This is a genomic window from Maribacter cobaltidurans (genome assembly GCF_002269385.1).
GTDB lineage: Bacteria > Bacteroidota > Bacteroidia > Flavobacteriales > Flavobacteriaceae > Maribacter > Maribacter cobaltidurans.
The window spans coordinates 3,230,863-3,253,591 of sequence record NZ_CP022957.1; the positions used below are offsets into that span (position 1 = coordinate 3,230,863).

Here is a 22,729-nt window from a genome sequence, read left to right on the forward strand (position 1 = left end):
GCTTATGAAAGTAAACGCACAATCCGTAAATTTTAATGCAGATGTTAAATTGATTGATTTTCTGCAAAACCGTTTGGATAAGCTGGAAACCTTTTATGACAAAGTCATAAGTTCAGATGTTTATTTGAAGGTTGAGAATACAAGCTCCAAGGAGAACAAGATTGTGGAAATTAAGTTAAATGTCCCAAAGAACAATTTTATGGTGAAAAAACAGTGTAAATCCTTTGAAGAGGCCGTGGATACAGCATGTAGTTCTTTAGAAAGAAAACTGATTAAGAGGAAAGAAAAATTAAGGCCACATGCCTGAATAAAATTTTTGAAAATTTGTTTTGAAAAAACAAATAAATCTATACATTTGCAGTCCGTTAGAAATAGCGGACTTTTTTATGCTGAAAAAAGTATGAAAAGTGCCGATGTAGCTCAGCTGGCTAGAGCAGCTGATTTGTAATCAGCAGGTCGTGGGTTCGAGTCCCTCCATCGGCTCGTAAGTTCTTAAAATACTGGTAAATAGGGGAGATACTCAAGCGGCCAACGAGGGCAGACTGTAAATCTGCTGACTATGTCTTCGCAGGTTCGAATCCTGCTCTCCCCACATAGTTTTGCCGAAAAGTATTTTAAATTGAAATTTTGAAAATGTATAAGCGGGAGTAGCTCAGTTGGTAGAGCGTCAGCCTTCCAAGCTGAATGTCGCCGGTTCGAACCCGGTCTCCCGCTCTATTTTCTTGACTTTGTTGTCATTCCTGCGAAGGCAGGAGTCTGCTACATTGCAGATTCAACACTTTACGCCGGTGTAGCTCAGGGGTAGAGCGTTTCCTTGGTAAGGAAGAGGTCACGAGTTCAAATCTCGTCATTGGCTCAATTAAGGTATAAATTTGTACACTAATATAAACTAAGATTAAAATTAAATAAACATGGCAAAGGAAACTTTCGATCGTTCCAAACCGCACTTAAATATTGGTACTATTGGACACGTGGATCACGGTAAAACTACATTGACTGCTGCTATCACAGAAGTTCTGGCAAACGCAGGTCTTTCTGAAAAGAGAAGTTTCGATTCAATCGATAACGCTCCAGAAGAAAAGGAAAGAGGTATTACAATTAATACATCGCACGTTGAGTACCAAACAGCTAACCGTCACTACGCACACGTTGACTGTCCTGGTCACGCGGATTATGTAAAAAACATGGTTACAGGTGCTGCCCAGATGGACGGTGCTATTTTGGTTGTTGCCGCTACAGATGGTCCTATGCCACAAACTCGTGAGCACATACTATTGGGCCGTCAGGTAGGTATTCCTAGAATCGTTGTTTTCTTGAACAAAGTTGACATGGTTGATGATGAGGAGCTTTTGGAGCTTGTTGAAATGGAAGTAAGGGAATTGCTTTCTTTCTATGAGTACGACGGTGATAACGGACCTGTTATTTCTGGTTCTGCCCTAGGTGCATTGAACGGAGAACAAAAATGGGTTGATACGGTTATGGAGTTGATGGAAGCTGTTGATAACTGGATCGAATTGCCAGAAAGAGATGTTGATAAGCCGTTCTTGATGCCTGTTGAGGACGTGTTTACAATTACTGGACGTGGTACTGTTGCAACTGGTAGAATTGAAACAGGTATTGCGAACACAGGTGATGCTGTGGATATCATAGGTATGGGTGCTGAGAAATTGAGCTCTACGATTACTGGTGTTGAAATGTTCCGTAAAATATTGGATAGAGGGGAAGCTGGTGATAATGTTGGTATCTTGTTAAGAGGTATTGAAAAATCTCAAATTAGCCGTGGAATGGTTATTTGTAAGCCAGGTTCTGTTAAGCCACACGCTAAATTTGAGGCAGAAGTTTATATCTTGAAAAAAGAAGAAGGTGGTCGTCACACTCCATTCCACAATAACTACCGTCCTCAGTTCTATGTAAGAACTACTGACGTTACTGGAAATATTTCACTTCCTTCTGGAGTTGAGATGGTAATGCCTGGGGATAACCTTACAATTACTGTTGAGTTGATTCAGCCAATCGCTCTTAGCGTTGGTCTACGTTTCGCTATCCGTGAAGGAGGCAGAACTGTAGGTGCTGGTCAGGTGACTAAGATTTTGGATTAATCCAATTTTTTAATGTAATATGTATTTTAAGGGTGTCCGTCTTTTGACGGATACCTTTAAATGTAAATATAAATGCGTGTCTTCTTTACAACGTAGATACGCAAATACGGGTGTAGCTCAGTTGGTAGAGCACTGGTCTCCAAAACCAGGTGTCGGGAGTTCGAGTCTCTCCTCCCGTGCAGTAATAGGATTGGATTTTGTTGAGACGTGAATTTATCCGAAAGGAAATTAAAGTAAGTCTCTACTGAGTTGTCAAAAAGGGACGGTTAAAATTTTCAAATCCAAGATTTATTAAACTTAATACAGTATAAATGCTTACATACATTAAAGAATCCGTTGAGGAGTTAAGGAATAACGTTACCCTTCCTTCTAAGGCTGAAGCCTCCAACCTAATGGTAATAGTTGCGGTTTTCTCAATCATTTTTGCATTGGCAACTTGGGGTGTGGATACAGTCTTTAGTAGGGTGGTTCAGCTGTATTTTGATTATGTATTAAACTAATTTGAGCTCTATGTCAGAAGTATTGGAAAAGAAATGGTATGTGGTTAGGGCTGTAAGTGGTCAGGAAAACAAAATAAAGGGCTACATTGAAAGTGAGGTCGAGCGTCATGGTTTTTCTGATTATCTGGAGGAGGTTTTGGTTCCTACGGAAAAGGTGATTCAAATTAGAAACGGTAAAAAAATCAATAAGGAAAGGGTTTATTTTCCTGGTTATATTATGATAAAGGCCAATTTAGGTGGGGAAATGGTGCACATTATCCGATCTATTACCAATGTAATTGGCTTTTTGGGAGAAACTAAAGGAGGTGATCCTGTTCCATTAAGAAAATCGGAGGTCAACCGAATGCTTGGTAAGGTGGATGAACTTGCTGTCAATACGGACAGTGTCGCCATACCATTTGTATTTGGAGAAACGGTTAAGGTAATCGATGGCCCTTTCAATGGGTTCAATGGAACCGTTGAAAAAATAAATGAAGAAAAGCGTAAGCTGGAGGTAATGGTAAAGATTTTCGGAAGAAAAACACCATTGGAATTAAGCTATATGCAAGTAGAAAAGATTTAAGATAATTGTTACATATTTAAAAGTAGTGTTGCTTCCATTAACACGCTTTCAATTTAATTTTAAACAATGGCAAAAGAAGTAGGTAAAGTAGTTAAACTACAAGTTAGGGGAGGTGCAGCGAATCCATCGCCACCGGTTGGACCCGCCTTAGGTGCTGCCGGTGTTAACATCATGGAGTTCTGTAAACAGTTCAATGCTCGTACACAGGACAAACAAGGTAAAGTTTTACCTGTTGTTATCACCGTTTATAAGGACAAGTCATTTGACTTTGTCGTAAAAACACCACCAGCGGCAGTTCAGCTATTGGAAGCGGCTAAGATTAAAAAAGGATCTGGCGAACCTAACAGAGTAAAATTGGGTAGTGTAACCTGGGACCAAATCAAGGCAATAGCCGAAGATAAGATGGTTGACCTTAACGCATTTACGCTAGAATCGGCAATGAGTATGATTGCGGGTACTGCGCGTTCCATGGGTATGAAGGTAGCGGGTAAAAGACCTTTTTAAAATCTTAAAAAGCAATTAAATGGCAAAGTTGACAAAGAAGCAAAAGGAAGCTCACTCTAAAATTGAAAAGGATAAATTATATTCTTTGGAAGAGGCTTCTGCTTTAGTAAAAGAAATAACAAGTGCAAAGTTCGATGCATCTGTTGATATAGCGGTGCGTTTGGGCGTAGATCCACGTAAGGCGAATCAAATGGTTCGTGGAGTGGTAACATTGCCACACGGTACCGGAAAGGATGTTAAGGTTCTTGCTTTGGTAACTCCAGACAAGGAGGCCGAGGCTAAGGAAGCAGGTGCCGACTATGTTGGATTGGACGAATATTTGGATAAGATTAAAAATGGTTGGACCGATGTTGATGTTATCATCACCATGCCAAGCGTAATGGGTAAATTAGGACCCTTAGGTCGTGTTTTGGGACCAAGAGGTTTAATGCCCAATCCAAAGACAGGTACCGTAACTATGGATATAGCTAAGGCCGTGTCCGAAGTTAAGGCAGGTAAAATTGATTTCAAAGTGGATAAGACAGGTATCGTTCACGCAGCGATAGGAAAGGTTTCTTTCTCACCTGATAAAATAGCGGGCAACGCCAAGGAGCTATTGGAGACTTTGAACAAAATGAAACCGACTGCAGCAAAGGGTGTTTATATGAAAAGTATTTACATGTCCAGCACTATGAGTCCAAGTGTTCAATTAGACCCAAAGTCAGTTTAAGCACTGCTAGTTAAAAATATCAATTATGACAAGAGAAGAAAAAGCAACGGTTATACAGGATTTAACTACGCAGTTGGGTGAGAATTCCATTATTTATCTAGCTGATATTTCTGGAATGGACGCAGGAACAACCTCAGATTTAAGGAGGGCTTGTTTCAAGGCAAACATAAAACTAGCTGTAGTTAAGAATACATTGCTTGCAAAGGCAATGGAGGCTTCCGAAAAGGAATTCGGTGAACTTCCAGAAGTATTAAAGGGAAATACCTCTTTAATGTTCTCTGAAGTAGGTAATGCACCTGCGAAGCTCATTAAAAATTTCAGAAAAAAATCAAACAAGCCCTTATTAAAAGGAGCCTTTGTTGAGGAAGCAGTTTACATAGGTGATGAAACTTTGGATGCTCTAGTAAGCATTAAGTCTAAAGAGGAAATGATCGGGGAAATCATTGGATTGTTACAATCCCCTGCTAAAAACGTTATTTCCGGACTTAAATCTGGTGGAGGTAAACTTGCCGGAATCCTTAAAACATTATCCGAAAAATAAGTACGCACTAAAAACTAAGTATATTTTAAAATTTTATTAAACGATAGAAAATGGCAGATTTAAAAGATTTCGCAGAACAATTGGTTAACCTTACGGTAAAAGAAGTAAACGAGTTAGCTGACATATTAAAAGAAGAATACGGTATTGAGCCTGCTGCTGCTGCAGTAGCTGTTGCTGCTGGTGGTGGTGCCGCTGAAGGTGGTGAGGCCGCTGAGGAAAAATCAGAATTTGATGTAATTTTGAAATCCGCAGGTGCTTCTAAACTAGCAGTTGTTAAATTGGTTAAGGAATTAACTGGTTTAGGATTGAAAGATGCTAAGGATATCGTTGATAGCGCACCAAAAGCTGTTAAGGAAGGTATCGCTAAAGACGAGGCAGAAGGTATCAAAAAATCATTGGAAGAAGCAGGAGCGGAAGTTGAGCTTAAATAATAGCTTTAACCATATTACTTTTGGTTTAGGTCTTTTCGCTTATTGCGGCTAGACCTAAGCCTTTTTATAGAATTAGGTATATTAAGAGGTATACCACCCCAATAGTACTCACGATCAAAACACTGTCCGTAGATGTTCACAAATCAGACTGAAAGAATAAATTTTGCATCCGCTAAGAACACTCCGCAATATCCGGATTTCTTGGATATTCAGATTAAATCTTTTCAAGACTTTTTTCAACTTGAAACTAAATCTGATCAAAGAGGTGATGAGGGATTGTACAACACCTTCATGGAAAACTTTCCAATTACTGATACTAGAAATCAGTTTGTACTGGAATTTTTAGATTATTTTATCGATCCGCCAAGATATTCCATCCAAGAATGTATTGAGCGTGGTCTTACTTATAGTGTTCCCTTAAAGGCTAGATTGAAATTATATTGTACCGATCCGGAACACGAAGATTTTGAAACTATCGTACAGGATGTTTATTTAGGAACTATTCCTTACATGACTCCTAGTGGTACGTTCGTAATTAATGGGGCGGAAAGGGTTGTTGTTTCCCAGTTGCACCGTTCTCCTGGTGTTTTCTTTGGGCAATCTTTCCATGCCAATGGAACCAAGTTATATTCTGCCAGGGTAATTCCTTTTAAAGGATCTTGGATAGAATTCGCTACCGATATCAATGGTGTCATGTATGCCTATATCGATAGAAAGAAAAAATTACCCGTAACAACCTTATTTAGAGCAATTGGGTTTGAAAGGGATAAAGATATTTTGGAAATTTTTGATCTTTCCGAGGAAGTAAAAGTTTCCAATGCCGGACTTAAGAAAGTTTTAGGTCGTAAGCTTGCCGCAAGGGTATTGAATACTTGGCATGAGGATTTCGTTGATGAGGATACTGGTGAGGTAGTTTCCATCGAGAGAAACGAAATCGTATTAGATCGTGATACGGTTCTTGAAAAAGAGCATATTGCAGAAATTTTGGAAGCAGATGTAAAAACGATTCTATTACATAAGGAGAACAATGCACAGTCTGACTATGCCATTATCCACAATACGCTTCAAAAAGATCCAACAAACTCTGAAAAAGAGGCTGTTGAGCATATATATAGACAATTACGTAACGCTGAGCCGCCCGATGAGGAAACGGCAAGAGGCATTATTGATAAATTGTTCTTTTCTGATCAACGTTACAACTTAGGTGAGGTTGGTCGTTATAGAATGAACAAGAAATTAGGTCTTGATATAGGGATGGACAAGCAGGTCTTGACCAAGGAAGATATCATTACCATCATAAAATATTTAATAGAGCTTATCAATTCCAAAGCGGAGATTGATGATATTGACCACCTTTCCAACCGTCGTGTTAGGACTGTAGGGGAACAATTGTCTTCTCAATTTGGTGTTGGTCTTGCACGTATGGCAAGAACCATTCGTGAGCGTATGAACGTTCGTGATAATGAGGTATTTACCCCAATTGATTTGATCAATGCAAAGACTTTGTCTTCTGTTATCAACTCCTTCTTTGGTACCAACCAGTTATCTCAGTTCATGGACCAAACGAATCCATTGGCGGAGATTACGCACAAAAGGAGATTATCGGCACTAGGACCTGGAGGTCTTTCAAGAGAAAGAGCAGGTTTTGAGGTACGTGACGTTCACTACACACATTATGGTCGTCTTTGTCCTATTGAAACTCCTGAAGGTCCGAACATTGGTTTGATTTCTTCACTTTCGGTTTTTGCCAAGGTAAACCCAATGGGCTTTTTGGAAACACCGTATAGAAAGGTGGAAGATTCCAAAGTTGATTTGGAGAATTATGTCTATTTAAGTGCAGAGGAAGAAGAGGGAATGAAAATTGCCCAGGCAAACATTCCATTGAAGGAAAATGGACAAATTGATACTGATAAGGTTATTGCAAGGGAGGAAGGCGACTTCCCGGTAGTAGATCCAGCTGAGATTCACTATACGGACGTTGCACCAAACCAGATTGCATCTATTTCGGCATCCCTGATTCCTTTCTTGGAGCATGATGATGCGAACCGGGCCTTGATGGGATCAAACATGATGCGCCAAGCAGTTCCACTTTTAAAACCGCAATCACCAATCGTTGGTACTGGTTTGGAAAGACAAGTAGCTTCAGATTCTAGGGTATTGATTAATGCCGAGGGGGACGGAGTTATAGAATATGTGGATTCCCAGAAAATCATCATCAAGTATGATAGAACGGACGAAGAAAGATTAATTTCTTTTGATGAAGATGAAAAAACATACTATTTGGTGAAGTTTAGAAAAACAAACCAAGGTACCAGTATCAACTTAAAGCCTATCGTTAAGAAAGGTGATAGGGTCAAGAGAGGTCAGGTATTGTGTGAGGGCTATGCAACTGAGAAAGGAGAATTGGCACTGGGTAGAAACCTTACCGTAGCGTTCATGCCTTGGAAGGGATATAACTTTGAGGATGCTATCGTGATTTCTGAAAAAGTGGTTAGAGAGGACATATTTACTTCTATCCACGTTGATGAATATTCTTTAGAGGTTAGGGATACTAAACTAGGAGCTGAAGAACTTACACATGATATTCCAAACGTTTCGGAAGAAGCAACAAAAGATTTGGATGAAAACGGTATGATTCGTATCGGTGCGGAAGTGAAACCTGGAGACATTTTAATTGGTAAGATTACTCCAAAAGGAGAATCAGACCCTACTCCAGAGGAGAAATTGTTACGTGCTATCTTCGGTGATAAGGCCGGTGATGTGAAGGATGCTTCTTTAAAAGCTTCACCATCTCTTAGAGGTGTCGTAATAGATAAGAAGTTATTCTCCAGGTCCGTAAAGGATAAGAGGAGGCGTTCCGAAGATAAGGAGGAACTATCCAAATTGGAATTGGAATATGAAGTTAAGTTCCAAGAGTTAAAGGATATCTTGGTAGAAAAGCTATTTACTTTGGTAAATGGTAAAACTTCTCAAGGTGTATTAAATGATTTAGGTGAGGAAGTATTACCAAAAGGTAAGAAGTACACCATGAAGATGCTGAATTCTGTTGATGACTTTGCCCACTTGGTTGGTGGAAGTTGGACTACGGATGCAGATACCAATAATTCTGTAGCGGACTTACTTCACAATTATAAGATTAAATTGAACGACCTTCAAGGTAACCTAAGAAGGGATAAGTTTACTATTTCCGTAGGTGATGAATTGCCTGCAGGTATCATGAAATTGGCCAAAGTTTACATTGCCAAAAAACGTAAGCTTAAAGTAGGTGATAAAATGGCAGGTCGTCATGGTAACAAGGGTATCGTTTCTAGAATAGTGCGTCAAGAGGACATGCCATTCTTGGAAGACGGAACACCAGTAGATATTGTGTTGAACCCTCTTGGTGTACCTTCCCGTATGAACATTGGTCAGATCTATGAGACCGTATTGGGTTGGGCCGGACTAAAATTGGGTAGAAAGTTTGCTACTCCGATTTTCGATGGTGCTTCTCTGGACGAAATCAATGCGTATACGGATGAAGCCGGTATCCCTAGATTTGGACATACTCATTTGTATGATGGAGGAACGGGACAACGTTTTGATCAGCCTGCTACTGTAGGTGTTATCTATATGCTGAAACTTGGTCACATGGTAGATGACAAGATGCACGCACGTTCTATAGGACCATACTCTTTAATTACGCAACAACCATTAGGTGGTAAAGCCCAGTTTGGAGGTCAGCGATTTGGAGAAATGGAAGTTTGGGCCTTGGAGGCTTACGGTGCTTCGGCAACTTTACGTGAAATATTGACCGTGAAGTCGGATGATGTTATCGGAAGGGCTAAGACCTATGAGTCCATCGTAAAAGGTGAGACTATGCCGGAACCTGGTTTACCAGAATCTTTCAATGTACTGATGCACGAACTTAAGGGATTAGGTTTGGATATTAGGTTGGAAGAATAAGCACTGGTCTTAAGAGGCTATTTTAAACACAATTAAAATCATTATCAGTACGCTATTATGGCTAGAATAAAAGATAATAATCAAGTAAAAAGGTTTGATAAAATTTCAATCGGATTGGCTTCGCCGGAAGCAATTTTGGCAGAGTCCAGAGGTGAGGTTCTAAAGCCTGAAACAATTAACTATAGAACGCACAAACCAGAACGTGACGGATTGTTCTGTGAGCGTATATTCGGACCTGTAAAGGACTACGAATGTGCCTGTGGTAAGTATAAGAGAATCCGTTACCGTGGTATTGTTTGTGACCGTTGTGGTGTAGAAGTTACTGAGAAAAAGGTACGTAGGGATAGAGTAGGTCACATCAATTTGGTAGTTCCGGTTGCCCACATTTGGTATTTCCGTTCCTTGCCTAACAAAATCGGTTATTTGCTAGGTCTTCCTTCCAAGAAATTGGATATGATCATTTACTATGAAAGATATGTAGTAATTCAACCCGGTATTGCAAAAGGACCTGAGGGTGAGGAAATTCAGAAAATGGATTTCTTGACCGAAGAGGAGTATTTGAACATTTTGGAATCCATTCCACAGGAGAATCAATACTTGGAGGATACCGATCCAAATAAGTTCATCGCAAAGATGGGTGCCGAGTGTTTGATCGATCTTTTGGGAAGAATCAATTTGAAGGACCTTTCTTTTGAATTGAGACATAAGGCAAATACGGAGACTTCAAAACAAAGAAAGACCGAAGCTTTAAAAAGACTTCAAGTGGTTGAGGCTTTGAGGGAATCTCAGGATAATCGTGAAAACCTACCCGAGTGGATGATCATGAAAGTGATTCCGGTAATTCCACCAGAATTACGTCCATTGGTTCCTTTAGATGGTGGTCGTTTTGCGACTTCCGATTTGAACGATTTATATAGAAGGGTAATTATCAGAAATAACCGTCTAAAAAGATTGGTAGAGATAAAAGCTCCTGAAGTTATTCTTAGAAATGAGAAACGTATGCTTCAAGAAGCTGTTGATTCACTTTTTGATAACACCAGAAAGGCTTCAGCGGTTAAAACGGAGTCTAACCGACCATTAAAATCGCTTTCAGATTCCTTGAAAGGTAAACAAGGACGATTCCGCCAGAACCTATTGGGTAAACGTGTGGATTATTCGGCACGTTCGGTTATCGTAGTTGGACCAGAAATGAAATTGTTCGAATGTGGTCTTCCAAAAGATATGGCTGCTGAGCTATACAAACCTTTTGTCATTAGAAAATTGATTGAAAGGGGTATTGTAAAGACCGTTAAGTCTGCCAAAAAGATTATAGATAAGAAAGAACCTGTTGTTTGGGATATTCTTGAAAATGTATTGAAAGGACACCCTGTATTGTTGAACCGTGCTCCTACATTGCACCGTTTGGGTATACAGGCGTTTCAGCCAAAATTAATAGAAGGTAAAGCAATTCGTCTGCATCCATTGGTATGTACAGCCTTCAACGCGGATTTTGATGGTGACCAGATGGCTGTTCACTTGCCATTGGGACCAGAAGCTATTTTGGAAGCTCAATTGTTAATGTTGGCCTCCCATAATATTTTGAACCCGGCAAATGGTTCTCCAATTACGGTACCTTCCCAGGATATGGTTTTGGGTCTTTATTATATGACTAAAGAGCGTATATCCACTCCAGAGGCACCTGTAAAGGGAGAAGGGTTAACTTTCTATTCTGCGGAAGAGGTTGAAATTGCTTTCAATGAAGGTAAAGTAGCCTTGAATGCAGGAATTAAGGTTAGGGCCAAAGATTTTAATGAAGAGGGAGAACTGGTATACCAAATCATTCCAACTACTGTAGGAAGGGTATTGTTCAATATGGAAGTGCCTGAAGCTGCCGGATATATTAATAAAGTATTGAACAAGAAATCCTTAAGGGATATTATCGGGGATATTTTATCCGTTACTGATGTGCCTACGACTGCCGATTTCTTGGATAAGATTAAAACTATGGGATACGATTTCGCCTTTAAGGGTGGATTGTCCTTTAGTTTAGGTGATATTATCATTCCAGCGGAGAAACATGATATGATTGCCGATGCCAATGGCCAGGTCGATGGTATTATGGCCAATTATAACATGGGTCTTATAACCAATAACGAGCGTTATAATCAGGTAATCGATGTTTGGACTTCTACAAATGCCATGTTGACAGAATTGGCGATGAAGCGTATTAGGGAAGACCAACAAGGATTCAACTCGGTATATATGATGTTGGATTCTGGTGCGAGGGGCTCCAAAGAGCAGATTCGTCAGTTGACAGGTATGCGCGGATTGATGGCGAAACCTAAAAAATCTACTGCCGGGGGTGGTGAAATTATTGAAAACCCTATTCTTTCTAACTTTAAGGAAGGTCTTTCAATTCTTGAATATTTTATCTCCACACACGGTGCACGTAAAGGACTTGCGGATACTGCCCTTAAAACGGCGGATGCAGGTTATCTTACACGTCGTTTGGTGGACGTTTCACAGGACGTTATTATCAATATAGAAGATTGTGAAACTTTAAGAGGTGTTGAAGTTCAGGCACTTAAAAAGAATGAAGAAATCGTTGAGACCTTAGGGGAGCGTATTTTAGGACGTGTGTCATTACATGATGTCTACGATCCAATCACTGAGGAGCTATTATTGACTGCCGGTCAGGAAATCATGGAGTCCGATGTTAAGAAAATTGAGGCTTCTCCTGTAGAAACGGTAGAGGTAAGATCTGCATTGACTTGTGAGGCGCAACAGGGAATCTGTGCCAAGTGTTATGGTAGAAACCTTTCTACTAATAAAATGGTACAAAGAGGTGAAGCTGTTGGTGTTGTTGCTGCCCAATCCATTGGTGAGCCCGGTACTCAGTTGACATTGCGTACCTTCCACGTGGGTGGTATTGCAGGAAACATATCCGAGGATAATAAGCTTGAGGCTAAATTCTCCGGTATTGCAGAAATTGAGGACCTAAGAACGGTCAAAGGTGAAAACTCTGATGGTAAGCCAGTAGATATCGTTATTTCTAGAACATCTGAAATTAAGGTAGTAGACGGTAAAACGGGTATCACCCTAAGTACAAATAATATTCCTTATGGTTCACAGCTCTTCATCGAAGATGGGGCTAAAATCCAAAAAGGAGATTTGATTTGTTCATGGGATCCATATAACGGAGTTATCGTTTCCGAATTCCCAGGAAAGATTGCCTATGAGAATATTGAGCAAGGTGTTACCTATCAAGTTGAGATAGATGAGCAAACTGGTTTCCAAGAAAAGGTAATCTCTGAATCTAGAAATAAGAGATTGATACCAATGTTGCTTATCCAAGACAGTAAAGGAGAAACATTACGTTCCTATAACCTTCCTGTTGGTTCGCATATTATGGTGGACGATGGAGATAAAATCAAAGAGGGTAAAATCTTGGTTAAAATACCTCGTAAGTCTGCCAAGGCAGGGGATATTACCGGTGGTCTTCCAAGGGTAACCGAATTGTTCGAAGCACGTAATCCTTCTAATCCGGCTGTTGTTTCCGAGATTGACGGTGTTGTTTCTTTCGGTAAGATTAAAAGGGGTAACCGAGAAATCATTATCGAATCCAAATTGGGAGAGATAAAAAAATATTTGGTAAAACTATCTAACCAGATTCTTGTTCAAGAAAATGACTACGTTAGAGCTGGTATGCCACTTTCCGATGGTTCCATTACTCCAGAGGATATTTTGGCCATCAAAGGTCCATCGGCTGTACAGCAATACTTGGTTAACGAGGTGCAGGAAGTATATCGTTTACAAGGTGTAAAGATTAACGACAAGCACTTTGAGGTTGTTGTTAGACAGATGATGCGTAAAGTAAGAATAGAAGATCCGGGAGATACTATTTTCTTGGAAAACCAATTGATTCATAAAGATGATTTTATCATTGAAAATGATGAGATTTTTGGTAAGAAAGTAGTAATGGAAGCCGGTGATTCTGAAAACCTTAAACCAGGTCAAATCGTTACTCTAAGAGAGCTAAGGGATGAAAACTCGGTTCTTAAACGAAATGATAAGGCATTGGTAGAAGCAAGGGATGCAGTTGCTGCAACAGCAACTCCTATACTGCAAGGTATCACGAGAGCTTCGTTGCAGACCAAGTCATTTATATCAGCGGCCTCCTTCCAAGAGACAACCAAGGTATTGAATGAAGCGGCCGTTAGTGGTAAAGTGGATACTTTGGAAGGTCTGAAAGAAAATGTAATCGTAGGGCACAAAATACCGGCAGGTACTGGTATGAGGGACTATGAGAACATAATCGTAGGATCTAAAGAAGAATACGATGAAATCATGGCTAGAAAAGAAGCCTTAAGATTCTAATATTAAAAGCCCTCATGCATATGAGGGTTTTTTATTTCTAATATCATTTGTACGTAGTATGAGCGAAAATAAAAATCAAAATCAGAAACAAATCAATATAGAGTTGGATGAAAAAACGGCTGAGGGTATCTACTCGAATTTGGCCATTATAAATCACTCAGTTTCAGAATTTGTAGTTGATTTTATTAGTATGATGCCCGGTGCTCCAAAGGCAAAGGTCAAAAGTAGAATTATATTGACGCCCCAGCACGCCAAGAAATTTTTAAAGGCATTAAACGATAATGTACAACGATTTGAAAAGGCCCATGGTACCATTAAGGATTATGAACAACCGACCATACCCTTAAATTTTGGTCCTACAGGAGAGGCATAAGAAAAGAAGAGTCCCGCTTTAAAGCGGGACTTTTTTATTCTAGTTCAGAAGTAAAATATAGTTTTACTGAAGGATATTTTTGCTGTGTCATCTGTAGGGAGAATTGAGAATCGGCCAGAAACACCAACTGATTCCTTTTGTCCTTGGCCAGAAACTTTTGCTTTACCCGGATAAATTCCTTGTACTCATCGCTTTTAGTATTATCTGTCCCCACCCAACAGGCTTTATATACTGGAAAATTCTCATAACTGCATTTTGCGCCATACTCGTGTTCCAACCGATACTGGATTACTTCGAATTGTAATGCACCAACTGTTCCGATTACTTTTCGACCATTCATTTCTAAAGTAAACAACTGAGCTACACCCTCATCCATCAATTGGTCAATTCCTTTATAAAGCTGTTTAGACTTCATGGGATCAGCATTGTTTATATACCGAAAGTGCTCGGGTGAAAAGCTGGGAATACCTTTATAATGTAAAACTTCTCCTTCGGTCAAGGTGTCCCCGATTTTGAAATTCCCGGTATCATGGAGTCCTACAATATCCCCTGGATAGGAGACGTCTACAATTTCTTTTTTCTCGGCAAAAAAGGCATTGGGACTGGAAAATTTCAAATTCTTGTCCAACCGCACATGATGATAGGGTTTGTTGCGCTCAAACGTACCGGAAACTACCTTCACGAATGCCAAACGATCCCTGTGCTTAGGGTCCATATTGGCATGAATTTTAAATACGAATCCTGTCAGGTTTTTTTCATCGGCTTTTACCAATCGCTCCTCGGCCATTTTATCCTTTGGAAAAGGAGCAATTTCTATAAAGCAATCCAGCAATTCCCTTACCCCAAAATTATTTAATGCCGAACCAAAGAATACCGGTTGCTGTTCCCCTTTTAAATAAAGTTCCTTTTCGAAGTCTGGGTACACTCCCCACACCAAATCCAGGTTGTCTCTGAGATTTTCGGCTGCTTTTGTACCGATTATTTTTTCCAATTCAGGACTTTCAATATCATCAAAGGCAATTGTTTCCTCTATATTCTTTTTGCTGTCACCGCTAAATAGATTTATGTTTTTTTCATAAATATTGTAAATACCCTTAAAATCGTATCCCATACCTATAGGAAAACTCAATGGAGTTACTGAAAGTCCAAGTTTTTGTTCGAGTTCATCCAGTAGGTCGAAAGCATCCTGTCCTTCCCTGTCCAGTTTGTTTATAAAAACCAACATGGGAATTTTACGCATGCGGCAAACTTCCACTAACTTCTCAGTTTGTTCCTCCACACCTTTTGCCACATCAATGACTACAATTACGCTGTCTACCGCGGTCAGGGTCCTAAAAGTATCCTCTGCGAAATCTTTGTGTCCGGGAGTATCGAGAATATTGATTTTTTTATCCTTGTAAATAAAGGCCAAAACGGAAGTAGCCACGGAAATTCCTCGCTGCCTTTCAATTTCCATGAAGTCACTTGTCGCCGTTTTCTTTATTTTGTTGTTTTTTACAGCACCAGCTTCTTGAATGGCTCCCCCAAATAATAATAATTTTTCAGTAAGTGTAGTTTTACCGGCATCTGGGTGCGAAATAATACCAAAAGTCCTTCTTCTTTCAATTTCTTTTTTGAAACTCATTCGGTCAAAATTTGCGGCAAAAATAAGCTAAATTGACCACTTTGTAAATGGGATGCATTTGTTAATGATTTTGGTTAAACAGGATGATGACTTTTAAAGTTAAATATTGCCTTAAAGACTATATTTAGGGAGTATGTAAGTATTTTTTCACAGTTTATGGAGATTTATTAACAACTTATCCGAATTAAACAATACTTGCATTTTAAGAATGTATCTTGCGTGTAATTTCCCAATAGGAGAATCCCAAATCCTACCCCCTTTGACTTACATGCTGAGGTGATATGTTTTAAAACTTATCATTATGCACGTAAAAAATCTATGCAATAAATTATTTGTTTCTAAGTCGAAACATTGGACGATTCTTTTCGCGTTCTTATTTGGTTTTCTTACCGTAAACGCCCATTTTGGAATTGGCTTCAAACTAGATAACCAAAATTCTGATGGAGGAACGTTGGAGGGTAACTATAATGATTGTAACGAATATCAGTTTTTGGAATTGTTTACTACGGATTTTTACATTTCTGAGTTAAATCAGAATAACATTTATGAGGAATTTGTACAGGATATTAGTAGCAAATGGAACTTGCCACAGGGAAGTGTTATTGTATCTGTCAGTTTTGGGAATCAAAATGTTTATGGGAATTTCTTTTCTGTTGACCAAAACAATTCTTTGGTTTTCAGTTTTTCAGGGACAGTTCCCGTTTATGTAATCGCAGAACATTCAAGGTACTTGCAGGCTCATAAGCGGGATGGAATCGAGGCCTTGGATAATGTTGATTACATGTTGAGCACTGATGATTTGCCAAATACAGTTCAATCTGTTACCAACGTAAACGAGTATTATGTTGAAAATATTTCTAGTAACTCTTTTTTCCTTCCTGAGGCTGCAAGATGGTATTCGGATAAGAATGTTAGTTCAATTAGATTTTTTACTACGTCTGCAAATTTGGAAAACTGGGTCCATTTGTATCTTAAGCCGGATGTTTGTGCTACTATCGATACGGACGGCGATGGTGTTCCCGATAGTGTAGATCTTGACGATGATAACGATGGAATTTTGGATACGGTGGAGGACCCGAATCTAGACAGTGACGATGACCCGTTGACAAATCCTTTGGATACGGATGGCGATGGATATCCAAACCATTTGGACATCGACAGCGATAACGATGGTATTCCGGACAATGTTGAAGCGCAGACCACATCGGGTTATGTTGCTCCCAACGATGACGATGAGGCCACCTATCTTAGTAATGATGGGGTGAACAGTGCCTATCCAGGAGGGCTTACACCCGTCAACACGGACGGTGTGGATGAAGTGGATTACCTAGACGATGACACGGATAACGATTTGGTACCTGACAACAACGAAGGGAACGACTTTAATTTTGACGGTATCCCGGATCAGACCTTTACCGGTATCGACACCGACGGTGACGGACTGGACGACGGGTATGAAGGCAGCGATGTGAACGACGGTTTCGACGTCAACGACGAGATTGATGACCCTGCCAACGACCTTCCTGACACGGACGGTACAGAGGACGTGAACTATCGTGATTTGGATGACGATGGAGACGGCATCGACACTCCCGATGAGGATTCTGACGGTAATGGGGACCCGACTAATGACGATACGGACAACGATGGAACTCCTGATTATTTAGATCCCGATTCTCCAGGAACGGATACGGATGGGGACGGCGTTCCCGATAGCGTAGATTTGGACGATGATAATGATGGAATTTTGGATACAGTGGAGGACCCGAATCTGGACATTGACGATGACCCGTTGACAAATCCTTTGGATTCGGACGGCGATGGATATCCAAACCATTTGGATATAGACAGTGATAATGACGGAATCCCGGACAATGTGGAGGCACAGACCACGGACGGCTATATAGCACCGAACGATGACGATGAGGCAACTTATCTAAGTAATGAAGGTGTGAACAGTGCCTACCCCGGTGGACTTATCCCTGTCAATACGGACGGTACCGATGAATTGGATTACCTTGACAACGACTCGGATAATGATTTGGTACCGGACAACAACGAGGGGAACGACTTCAATTTTGACGGTATCCCGGACCAGACCTTTACGGGTATCGATACCGATGGTGACGGACTGGACGACGGCTATGAAGGCAGTGACGTGAACGATGGTTTCGACGTAAATGATGAAATAGATGACCCAGCGAATGATTTACCGGATACAGACGGAACCGAGGACGTGAACTATCGCGATTTGGACGATGATGGGGACGGCATCAACACGCCCGATGAGGATCCTGATGGTGATGATGACCCCACTAATGACGACACGGATGGTGATGGAACACCTGATTACTTAGATCCAACGATAGACCTAATTAACGTTGTGGACGATGAGGCCGCAATCCCTGAGGATACTACAACGGAGATTGATGTATTAGAGAATGACTTGAATATTCCATCAGACGGAGAACTTACTGTAACCCAGCCAACCAACGGAATAGTGGAGATTAACGATGGCGGAACACCGGACGACATCACGGACGATATTTTAGTTTACACCCCCGATTCTGGTTTTAACGGAACGGATAGCTTTGAATACACGGTCTGCGATACCGAGGGAAACTGTGATACGGCTACCGTAACGATAACTGTAGGTACACCTCCAGTGTTGGATGTTGTCGATGACGAAGTAACTACGCCTGAGGACACGACCATAGAAATAGACGTTTTGGCCAACGATACTGGAATTCCAACGGATGGTGAATTGACCGTAACCGATCTTGCCAACGGAATAGTGGAGATAAACGATGGCGGAACACAGGACGATATCACAGACGATATAGTAGTTTATACTCCCAATGCCGGTTTTAACGGAACGGACACCTTTGAGTATACGGTTTGTGATACGGAAGGTAACTGTGATACCGCTACAGTAACTATAAATGTGGGTACGCCACAGATGTTGGATGTCGTCGATGACGAAGTTACTACCCCTCACAACACGTCCATAGATATAGACGTTTTGGCCAATGATACTGGAATTCCGGTAGATGGTGAATTTACTGTAACTGATCCTGCAAATGGAATAGTGGAAATAAACAATGGCGGAACCCCGGACGATATCACGGATGATATCGTCGTTTATACTCCCAATGAAAACTTTAATGGAACGGACAGCTTAGAGTATACGGTGTGTGACTCCGAAGGAAACTGTGATACGGCTACAGTGAGTATCTTAGTAGAGGAGTCCATTGCCCAGAAAGTAGAAGTAAACCAATTAATAACCCCTAATGCAGACGGGCGAAATGACTTTCTCTTTATTCGAGGTACGGAGAATATAAGACAAAGTACCTTGAAAATTTTTAACAGATGGGGAGTAGCGGTATATGAAGGAGAAAATTATAACAATCAAAACAACGTGTTCGATGGTCGCTCCCGGGGTCGTTCAACGCTAAGCGTAGAGGATTATTTGCCTTCTGGGGTATACTTTTACATATTCAACTATACTACATTGGACGGGGAAAATTTTGTGGATAGTGAGTATATTTACATCAGCCGATAAAAGCTTAACTATATGAAAATCAATTATCAGGGCCTTATTTTTTTAGCATTTGCTTCTATTTTTATGAATGAAGCAAATGCCCAACAGGATGCCCAATATACGCAGTACATGTATAATACCATGACTGTTAATCCTGGTTATGTAGGATCAAGGGGGCAATTGAGTATGGCTGGCCTATACCGTTCTCAATGGGTTGGTCTGGAAGGTGCCCCAAGTACTTTTACACTTAATTTACATTCACCGATAAGAAATAGCAAATTGGGTTATGGGGTGTCAATTGTAAACGATGAGATAGGTAATGGAACGGTACAGGAAACCTATTTGGATGCCATGGTCTCCTATACTATAGAGGTTTCAAGGGAGGCCAAACTATCGTTTGGATTGAAGGCTGGTGGCAATATTTTGAGCCTTGATTTTAATAAACTAAGAAATTTTGATGCGGAACCGGTAAGTACGGATAATATCGAAAATAGGTTTTCGCCAAATTTTGGATTGGGAATGTATTATCATACCAATAATTTTTATGTAGGTCTATCCGCTCCCAATCTATTACAGACAGAACATTTTGATAATTCCCAAACGGATGCCAATGCACTTGAGTTCTTATCAAAGGAAAGAATAAACTTTTACCTGATAACTGGATATGTTTTTGACTTGAACGGGAATCTAAAATTTAAACCAGCACTTTTGACCAAGGTTGTGGGAGGGGCTCCTTTACAGGTGGATCTCTCGGCCAATTTTATGTTCAATGATAAATTTACCTTCGGTGCGGCATACAGATGGGATGCTGCAGTAAGTGCGTTGGTCGGTTTTCAAATATCCGAACAATTTATGTTAGGATTGGCTTATGATAGGGAAACCACAGAACTTGGAGGAACCCAGTTTAATGACGGTTCTTTTGAAGTCTTTTTAAGGTTTGAGTTGGTCAGATCTTTTCAACGTTTGGTATCACCTCGATTCTTTTAAAATATGCACATGTTTAAAAAAGTACATATCCTTTTCTTGATAATAGGCACACAATTGGTTACTGGAATTTCATTTGCCCAGGAACGGTTTTTGAAAAAGGGAAATGAAAAGTATGAGGAGTATTCCTTCAGTCCCGCCATTGATATTTATAAAAAGGTTTTGGACAAAGGCTACGTTTCGGCAGATTTATTGAGAAAATTGGGTAATTCCTATTACTATAATGCTGAGTATAAGGAAGCTGGTGAAACCTTTGATATACTGGTAAATGAATTTCAATCGGAAGTAACTGCCGAAGATTATTTCAAATATGCCCAAACGCTAAAATCATTGGAACAATATGCTAGGGCCAATGAGATAATGGGCAAGTTTTCCCAAATCACTTCCAATGATGTAAGGGCCAAGGAGTTTAAGAGTGACGAGGATTATTTGGCGGACATTAAAAAGAATTCGGGTAGATATGAATTGAGTTCCTTTGGTTATAATTCGGCATATTCAGATTTTGCTCCGTCCTTTTATGAACAGGGGCTCATTTTTTCTTCCGATAGGGACACAGGGAACTTTGCTAGAAATAGACATACATGGAATGGCAAGGATTTTTTGGACTTATATAAAGTGGATGCTGATAGCGCATCTCTTAACAAGGTCCTCAAGTTGGATGATTATGTGAATACGCGTTTGCATGAGTCTACCTCAATCACAACTAAGGATGGTCAAACTTTATATTTTACTAGGAATAATCTTGTGGAAGGTAAATATAAAAAGGACGAGGAGGGTATTGTTCGTCTTAAGATTTTTAGGGCTGTTATGATGGATGATGGTCTATGGGGCGAAGTTGAGGAACTTCCTTTCAACAGCGATTCGTATTCGGTGGCGCACCCTGCTTTGAGTCCAGATGAAAAGACTTTATATTTTGCATCGGATATGCCGGGAACTTTAGGTGCTTCGGATATATTCATGGTAGAGATTAATAAGGACAGAACTTTTGGTCCTCCCGTCAACTTGGGAAGCAATATAAATACGGAAGCAAGAGAAACATTCCCCTTTGTAACGGAAGAGGAAATACTCTATTTTTCTTCAGATGGACATCCAGGTTTGGGTGGTTTGGATGTTTTTGGCACAAAAATAAAGCGTAAGGATTTTAGCGGAAATATTATGAACGTTGGTGAACCGGTGAACAGCGTCAAGGATGATTTTACATTTATTTTTAACGAGGAAAACAAAAAGGGCTATTTTGCCTCCAATAGGGATGGGGGAATGGGATATGATGACATATATGCTTTCGTTGAAAATGAACCCTTGGTTTTTGATTGCATTCAACAGGTAACAGGTACGGTAAGGGATAAGATTTCCAATCAGGTTTTAGTAGGTGCTACGGTGAAGGTGATCAATGAGGACAATGAGGAGCTATTATCAACGATTACAGATTCCAAGGGAACCTATAGTTTGGTTTTGGATTGCAATCAAGGGAATTTTGTGAGAGCTTTAATGGAGGGATATACCCCACATGAGGAATATATTGGCGTATCGGATGGGAAACCAAAAATCATCGATTTTTATTTGGAAAGAGATCGGATAACGGCCGGTTATGGTGACGACTTGGCAAAATTGTTGCAATTAAGTACGATTTATTTTGATTTTGATAAATACAATATTAGAAAAGACTCGGAAGTAGAGATAGAAAAGGTAATTGCCGCCATGGAAAAATATCCTAGTTTAAAAATCAAGGTCAACTCCCATACGGATAGTAGGGGGCCTGCTGCATATAATTTATGGCTTTCTCAAAAAAGAGCAGAATCTACGGTGAACTATATGGTGAACAAGGGGATTTCCAAGGACCGGCTGTTAAGTGAAGGTTTTGGGGAAACAAAACTGTTGAACGAATGTTCCGATGGTATTCCATGTTCTGCTGCCAAACACGATGTCAACAGAAGATCGGAATTCATAATTTTTGAATAAAATTAGGTAATAATAAGTCCCAATATGAAAAAGACAGCTTAACAGGCTGTCTTTTTTGTTTGGTCTGGTATCATAAAATTTATTAGCATTTGGGTCCAAGAATCTGCAACATACCCATAGAAGTGGAACTACTGACAATACTATTATATTTGAAGTTACCCTTTTGCGTTTACGGCCACCGTCATTTGGGAATTAGTATTGGCCACTGCAACCTATTCCAATTGTCACCTGAAGTTTCTTCTTAAAGTAAGGTTCGGGCGAATAGATTAATTAACAATAAGAAGATTATCTACTGGATAAAAAAATATCGATACAAAGAATTTCTTTTTTATAAATGAAGTTTTTGGACTACATCTAACTCCTTTCCAAAGTACTATAAATATTGGGTTAATCGATAAAATGCTGATTTTTTTCAGACAATTTTAAAAGGTGTAACCTCATATTTTAAGGCGTAGACCGTGTGAAATTCCACTTACACAACAATTATTTCCCTAGGCTAGGTGTAAAGCTAATTTTGTAAAGAATTAATATGCCGTGGTCTAACTACGGTTGAAATTGAGCACCCAGCAAATATGGATTTGAACAACAGTAATTATAGGGTCAA

At 40.0% G+C, this 22,729-nt stretch carries 15 protein-coding genes and 5 tRNA genes; 19 read left to right on the forward strand and 1 reads right to left on the reverse strand.

What is annotated here, in order from left to right; all coding sequences use genetic code 11:
- The first annotated feature begins 4 nt into the window (after positions 1–4).
- The 16 genes from hpf to CJ263_RS14400 all read left to right on the forward strand — a co-directional run bounded on the left by hpf (position 5) and on the right by CJ263_RS14400 (position 14,017).
- Complete coding sequence (hpf, locus tag CJ263_RS14325; RefSeq protein WP_094997907.1) at positions 5–307, forward strand: ribosome hibernation-promoting factor, HPF/YfiA family; 303 nt, start codon at positions 5–7, stop codon at positions 305–307.
- 102 nt (positions 308–409) lie between these two features.
- Positions 410–483, forward strand: a tRNA-Thr gene (locus tag CJ263_RS14330).
- A 27-nt stretch (positions 484–510) separates the two neighbouring features.
- Positions 511–592: transfer RNA gene (locus tag CJ263_RS14335), tRNA-Tyr, on the forward strand.
- Positions 593–641: 49 nt separating this feature from the next.
- Positions 642–714 (forward strand) — tRNA-Gly (locus CJ263_RS14340).
- A gap of 70 nt (positions 715–784) precedes the next feature.
- Positions 785–856 (forward strand) — tRNA-Thr (locus CJ263_RS14345).
- Between the two features lie 55 nt (positions 857–911).
- Entirely contained in the window at positions 912–2,099 is a 1,188-nt protein-coding gene (gene tuf / locus CJ263_RS14350) for an elongation factor Tu (RefSeq protein ID WP_094997908.1), read from the forward strand.
- Between the two features lie 106 nt (positions 2,100–2,205).
- A tRNA-Trp gene (locus CJ263_RS14355) sits at positions 2,206–2,278 on the forward strand.
- A 132-nt stretch (positions 2,279–2,410) separates the two neighbouring features.
- Positions 2,411–2,599 carry a preprotein translocase subunit SecE gene (gene secE, locus CJ263_RS14360; RefSeq protein ID WP_094997909.1) on the forward strand — a complete coding sequence of 63 codons (189 nt, stop codon included), beginning with the start codon at positions 2,411–2,413 and terminating at the stop codon, positions 2,597–2,599.
- A 10-nt stretch (positions 2,600–2,609) separates the two neighbouring features.
- Complete coding sequence (gene nusG, locus CJ263_RS14365; RefSeq protein WP_094997910.1) at positions 2,610–3,161, forward strand: transcription termination/antitermination protein NusG; 552 nt, start codon at positions 2,610–2,612, stop codon at positions 3,159–3,161.
- Positions 3,162–3,227: 66 nt separating this feature from the next.
- Positions 3,228–3,665: a 50S ribosomal protein L11 gene (gene rplK, locus CJ263_RS14370; protein ID WP_094997911.1), complete on the forward strand. Its 438-nt coding sequence runs from the start codon at positions 3,228–3,230 to the stop codon at positions 3,663–3,665.
- 19 nt (positions 3,666–3,684) lie between these two features.
- On the forward strand, positions 3,685–4,374 hold the full coding sequence (gene rplA / locus CJ263_RS14375) for a 50S ribosomal protein L1 (protein WP_094997912.1): 690 nt from the start codon (positions 3,685–3,687) through the stop codon (positions 4,372–4,374).
- A 25-nt stretch (positions 4,375–4,399) separates the two neighbouring features.
- The gene (gene rplJ / locus CJ263_RS14380) at positions 4,400–4,915 is read left to right on the forward strand and encodes a 50S ribosomal protein L10 (RefSeq protein WP_094997913.1); all 516 of its coding nucleotides are present in this window, start codon (positions 4,400–4,402) and stop codon (positions 4,913–4,915) included.
- A gap of 50 nt (positions 4,916–4,965) precedes the next feature.
- Positions 4,966–5,346, forward strand: a complete 381-nt coding sequence (rplL, locus tag CJ263_RS14385) for a 50S ribosomal protein L7/L12 (protein ID WP_094997914.1) — start codon at positions 4,966–4,968, stop codon at positions 5,344–5,346.
- A 132-nt stretch (positions 5,347–5,478) separates the two neighbouring features.
- Positions 5,479–9,288, forward strand: coding sequence for a DNA-directed RNA polymerase subunit beta (rpoB, locus tag CJ263_RS14390; RefSeq protein WP_094997915.1), 3,810 nt, complete (start codon positions 5,479–5,481; stop codon positions 9,286–9,288).
- A 57-nt stretch (positions 9,289–9,345) separates the two neighbouring features.
- Positions 9,346–13,644, forward strand: coding sequence for a DNA-directed RNA polymerase subunit beta' (gene rpoC, locus CJ263_RS14395; RefSeq protein ID WP_094997916.1), 4,299 nt, complete (start codon positions 9,346–9,348; stop codon positions 13,642–13,644).
- Positions 13,645–13,702: 58 nt separating this feature from the next.
- Positions 13,703–14,017: a DUF3467 domain-containing protein gene (locus tag CJ263_RS14400; protein ID WP_094997917.1), complete on the forward strand. Its 315-nt coding sequence runs from the start codon at positions 13,703–13,705 to the stop codon at positions 14,015–14,017.
- Positions 14,018–14,051: 34 nt separating this feature from the next.
- Here CJ263_RS14400 and CJ263_RS14405 read toward each other — a convergent pair whose 3' ends face one another.
- Positions 14,052–15,641, reverse strand: coding sequence for a peptide chain release factor 3 (locus CJ263_RS14405; protein WP_094997918.1), 1,590 nt, complete (start codon positions 15,639–15,641; stop codon positions 14,052–14,054).
- Positions 15,642–15,942: 301 nt separating this feature from the next.
- Between CJ263_RS14405 and CJ263_RS14410 the strand changes: the two genes are divergently transcribed.
- The 3 genes from CJ263_RS14410 to CJ263_RS14420 all read left to right on the forward strand — a co-directional run bounded on the left by CJ263_RS14410 (position 15,943) and on the right by CJ263_RS14420 (position 22,125).
- Positions 15,943–19,203, forward strand: coding sequence for an Ig-like domain-containing protein (locus CJ263_RS14410; RefSeq protein WP_094997919.1), 3,261 nt, complete (start codon positions 15,943–15,945; stop codon positions 19,201–19,203).
- Positions 19,204–19,266: 63 nt separating this feature from the next.
- Positions 19,267–20,169 (forward strand): PorP/SprF family type IX secretion system membrane protein, encoded by a 903-nt coding sequence (locus CJ263_RS14415; protein WP_229702429.1) that lies wholly within the window; start codon positions 19,267–19,269, stop codon positions 20,167–20,169.
- Positions 20,170–20,178: 9 nt separating this feature from the next.
- Positions 20,179–22,125, forward strand: coding sequence for an OmpA family protein (locus tag CJ263_RS14420; protein WP_094997921.1), 1,947 nt, complete (start codon positions 20,179–20,181; stop codon positions 22,123–22,125).
- The last annotated feature ends 604 nt before the right edge of the window (positions 22,126–22,729 follow it).

Excerpts from the sequence above, each read along its gene's own strand:
- hpf (WP_094997907.1), top strand. The coding sequence starts at position 5 with ATGAAAGTAAACGCACAATCCGTAAATTTTAATGCAGATGTTAAATTG.
- tuf (WP_094997908.1), top strand. The coding sequence starts at position 912 with ATGGCAAAGGAAACTTTCGATCGTTCCAAACCGCACTTAAATATTGGT.
- secE (WP_094997909.1), top strand. The coding sequence starts at position 2,411 with ATGCTTACATACATTAAAGAATCCGTTGAGGAGTTAAGGAATAACGTT.
- nusG (WP_094997910.1), top strand. The coding sequence starts at position 2,610 with ATGTCAGAAGTATTGGAAAAGAAATGGTATGTGGTTAGGGCTGTAAGT.
- rplK (WP_094997911.1), top strand. The coding sequence starts at position 3,228 with ATGGCAAAAGAAGTAGGTAAAGTAGTTAAACTACAAGTTAGGGGAGGT.
- rplA (WP_094997912.1), top strand. The coding sequence starts at position 3,685 with ATGGCAAAGTTGACAAAGAAGCAAAAGGAAGCTCACTCTAAAATTGAA.
- rplJ (WP_094997913.1), top strand. The coding sequence starts at position 4,400 with ATGACAAGAGAAGAAAAAGCAACGGTTATACAGGATTTAACTACGCAG.
- rplL (WP_094997914.1), top strand. The coding sequence starts at position 4,966 with ATGGCAGATTTAAAAGATTTCGCAGAACAATTGGTTAACCTTACGGTA.
- rpoB (WP_094997915.1), top strand. The coding sequence starts at position 5,479 with ATGTTCACAAATCAGACTGAAAGAATAAATTTTGCATCCGCTAAGAAC.
- rpoC (WP_094997916.1), top strand. The coding sequence starts at position 9,346 with ATGGCTAGAATAAAAGATAATAATCAAGTAAAAAGGTTTGATAAAATT.
- CJ263_RS14400 (WP_094997917.1), top strand. The coding sequence starts at position 13,703 with ATGAGCGAAAATAAAAATCAAAATCAGAAACAAATCAATATAGAGTTG.
- CJ263_RS14405 (WP_094997918.1), bottom strand. The coding sequence starts at position 15,641 with ATGAGTTTCAAAAAAGAAATTGAAAGAAGAAGGACTTTTGGTATTATT.
- CJ263_RS14410 (WP_094997919.1), top strand. The coding sequence starts at position 15,943 with ATGCACGTAAAAAATCTATGCAATAAATTATTTGTTTCTAAGTCGAAA.
- CJ263_RS14415 (WP_229702429.1), top strand. The coding sequence starts at position 19,267 with ATGAATGAAGCAAATGCCCAACAGGATGCCCAATATACGCAGTACATG.
- CJ263_RS14420 (WP_094997921.1), top strand. The coding sequence starts at position 20,179 with ATGTTTAAAAAAGTACATATCCTTTTCTTGATAATAGGCACACAATTG.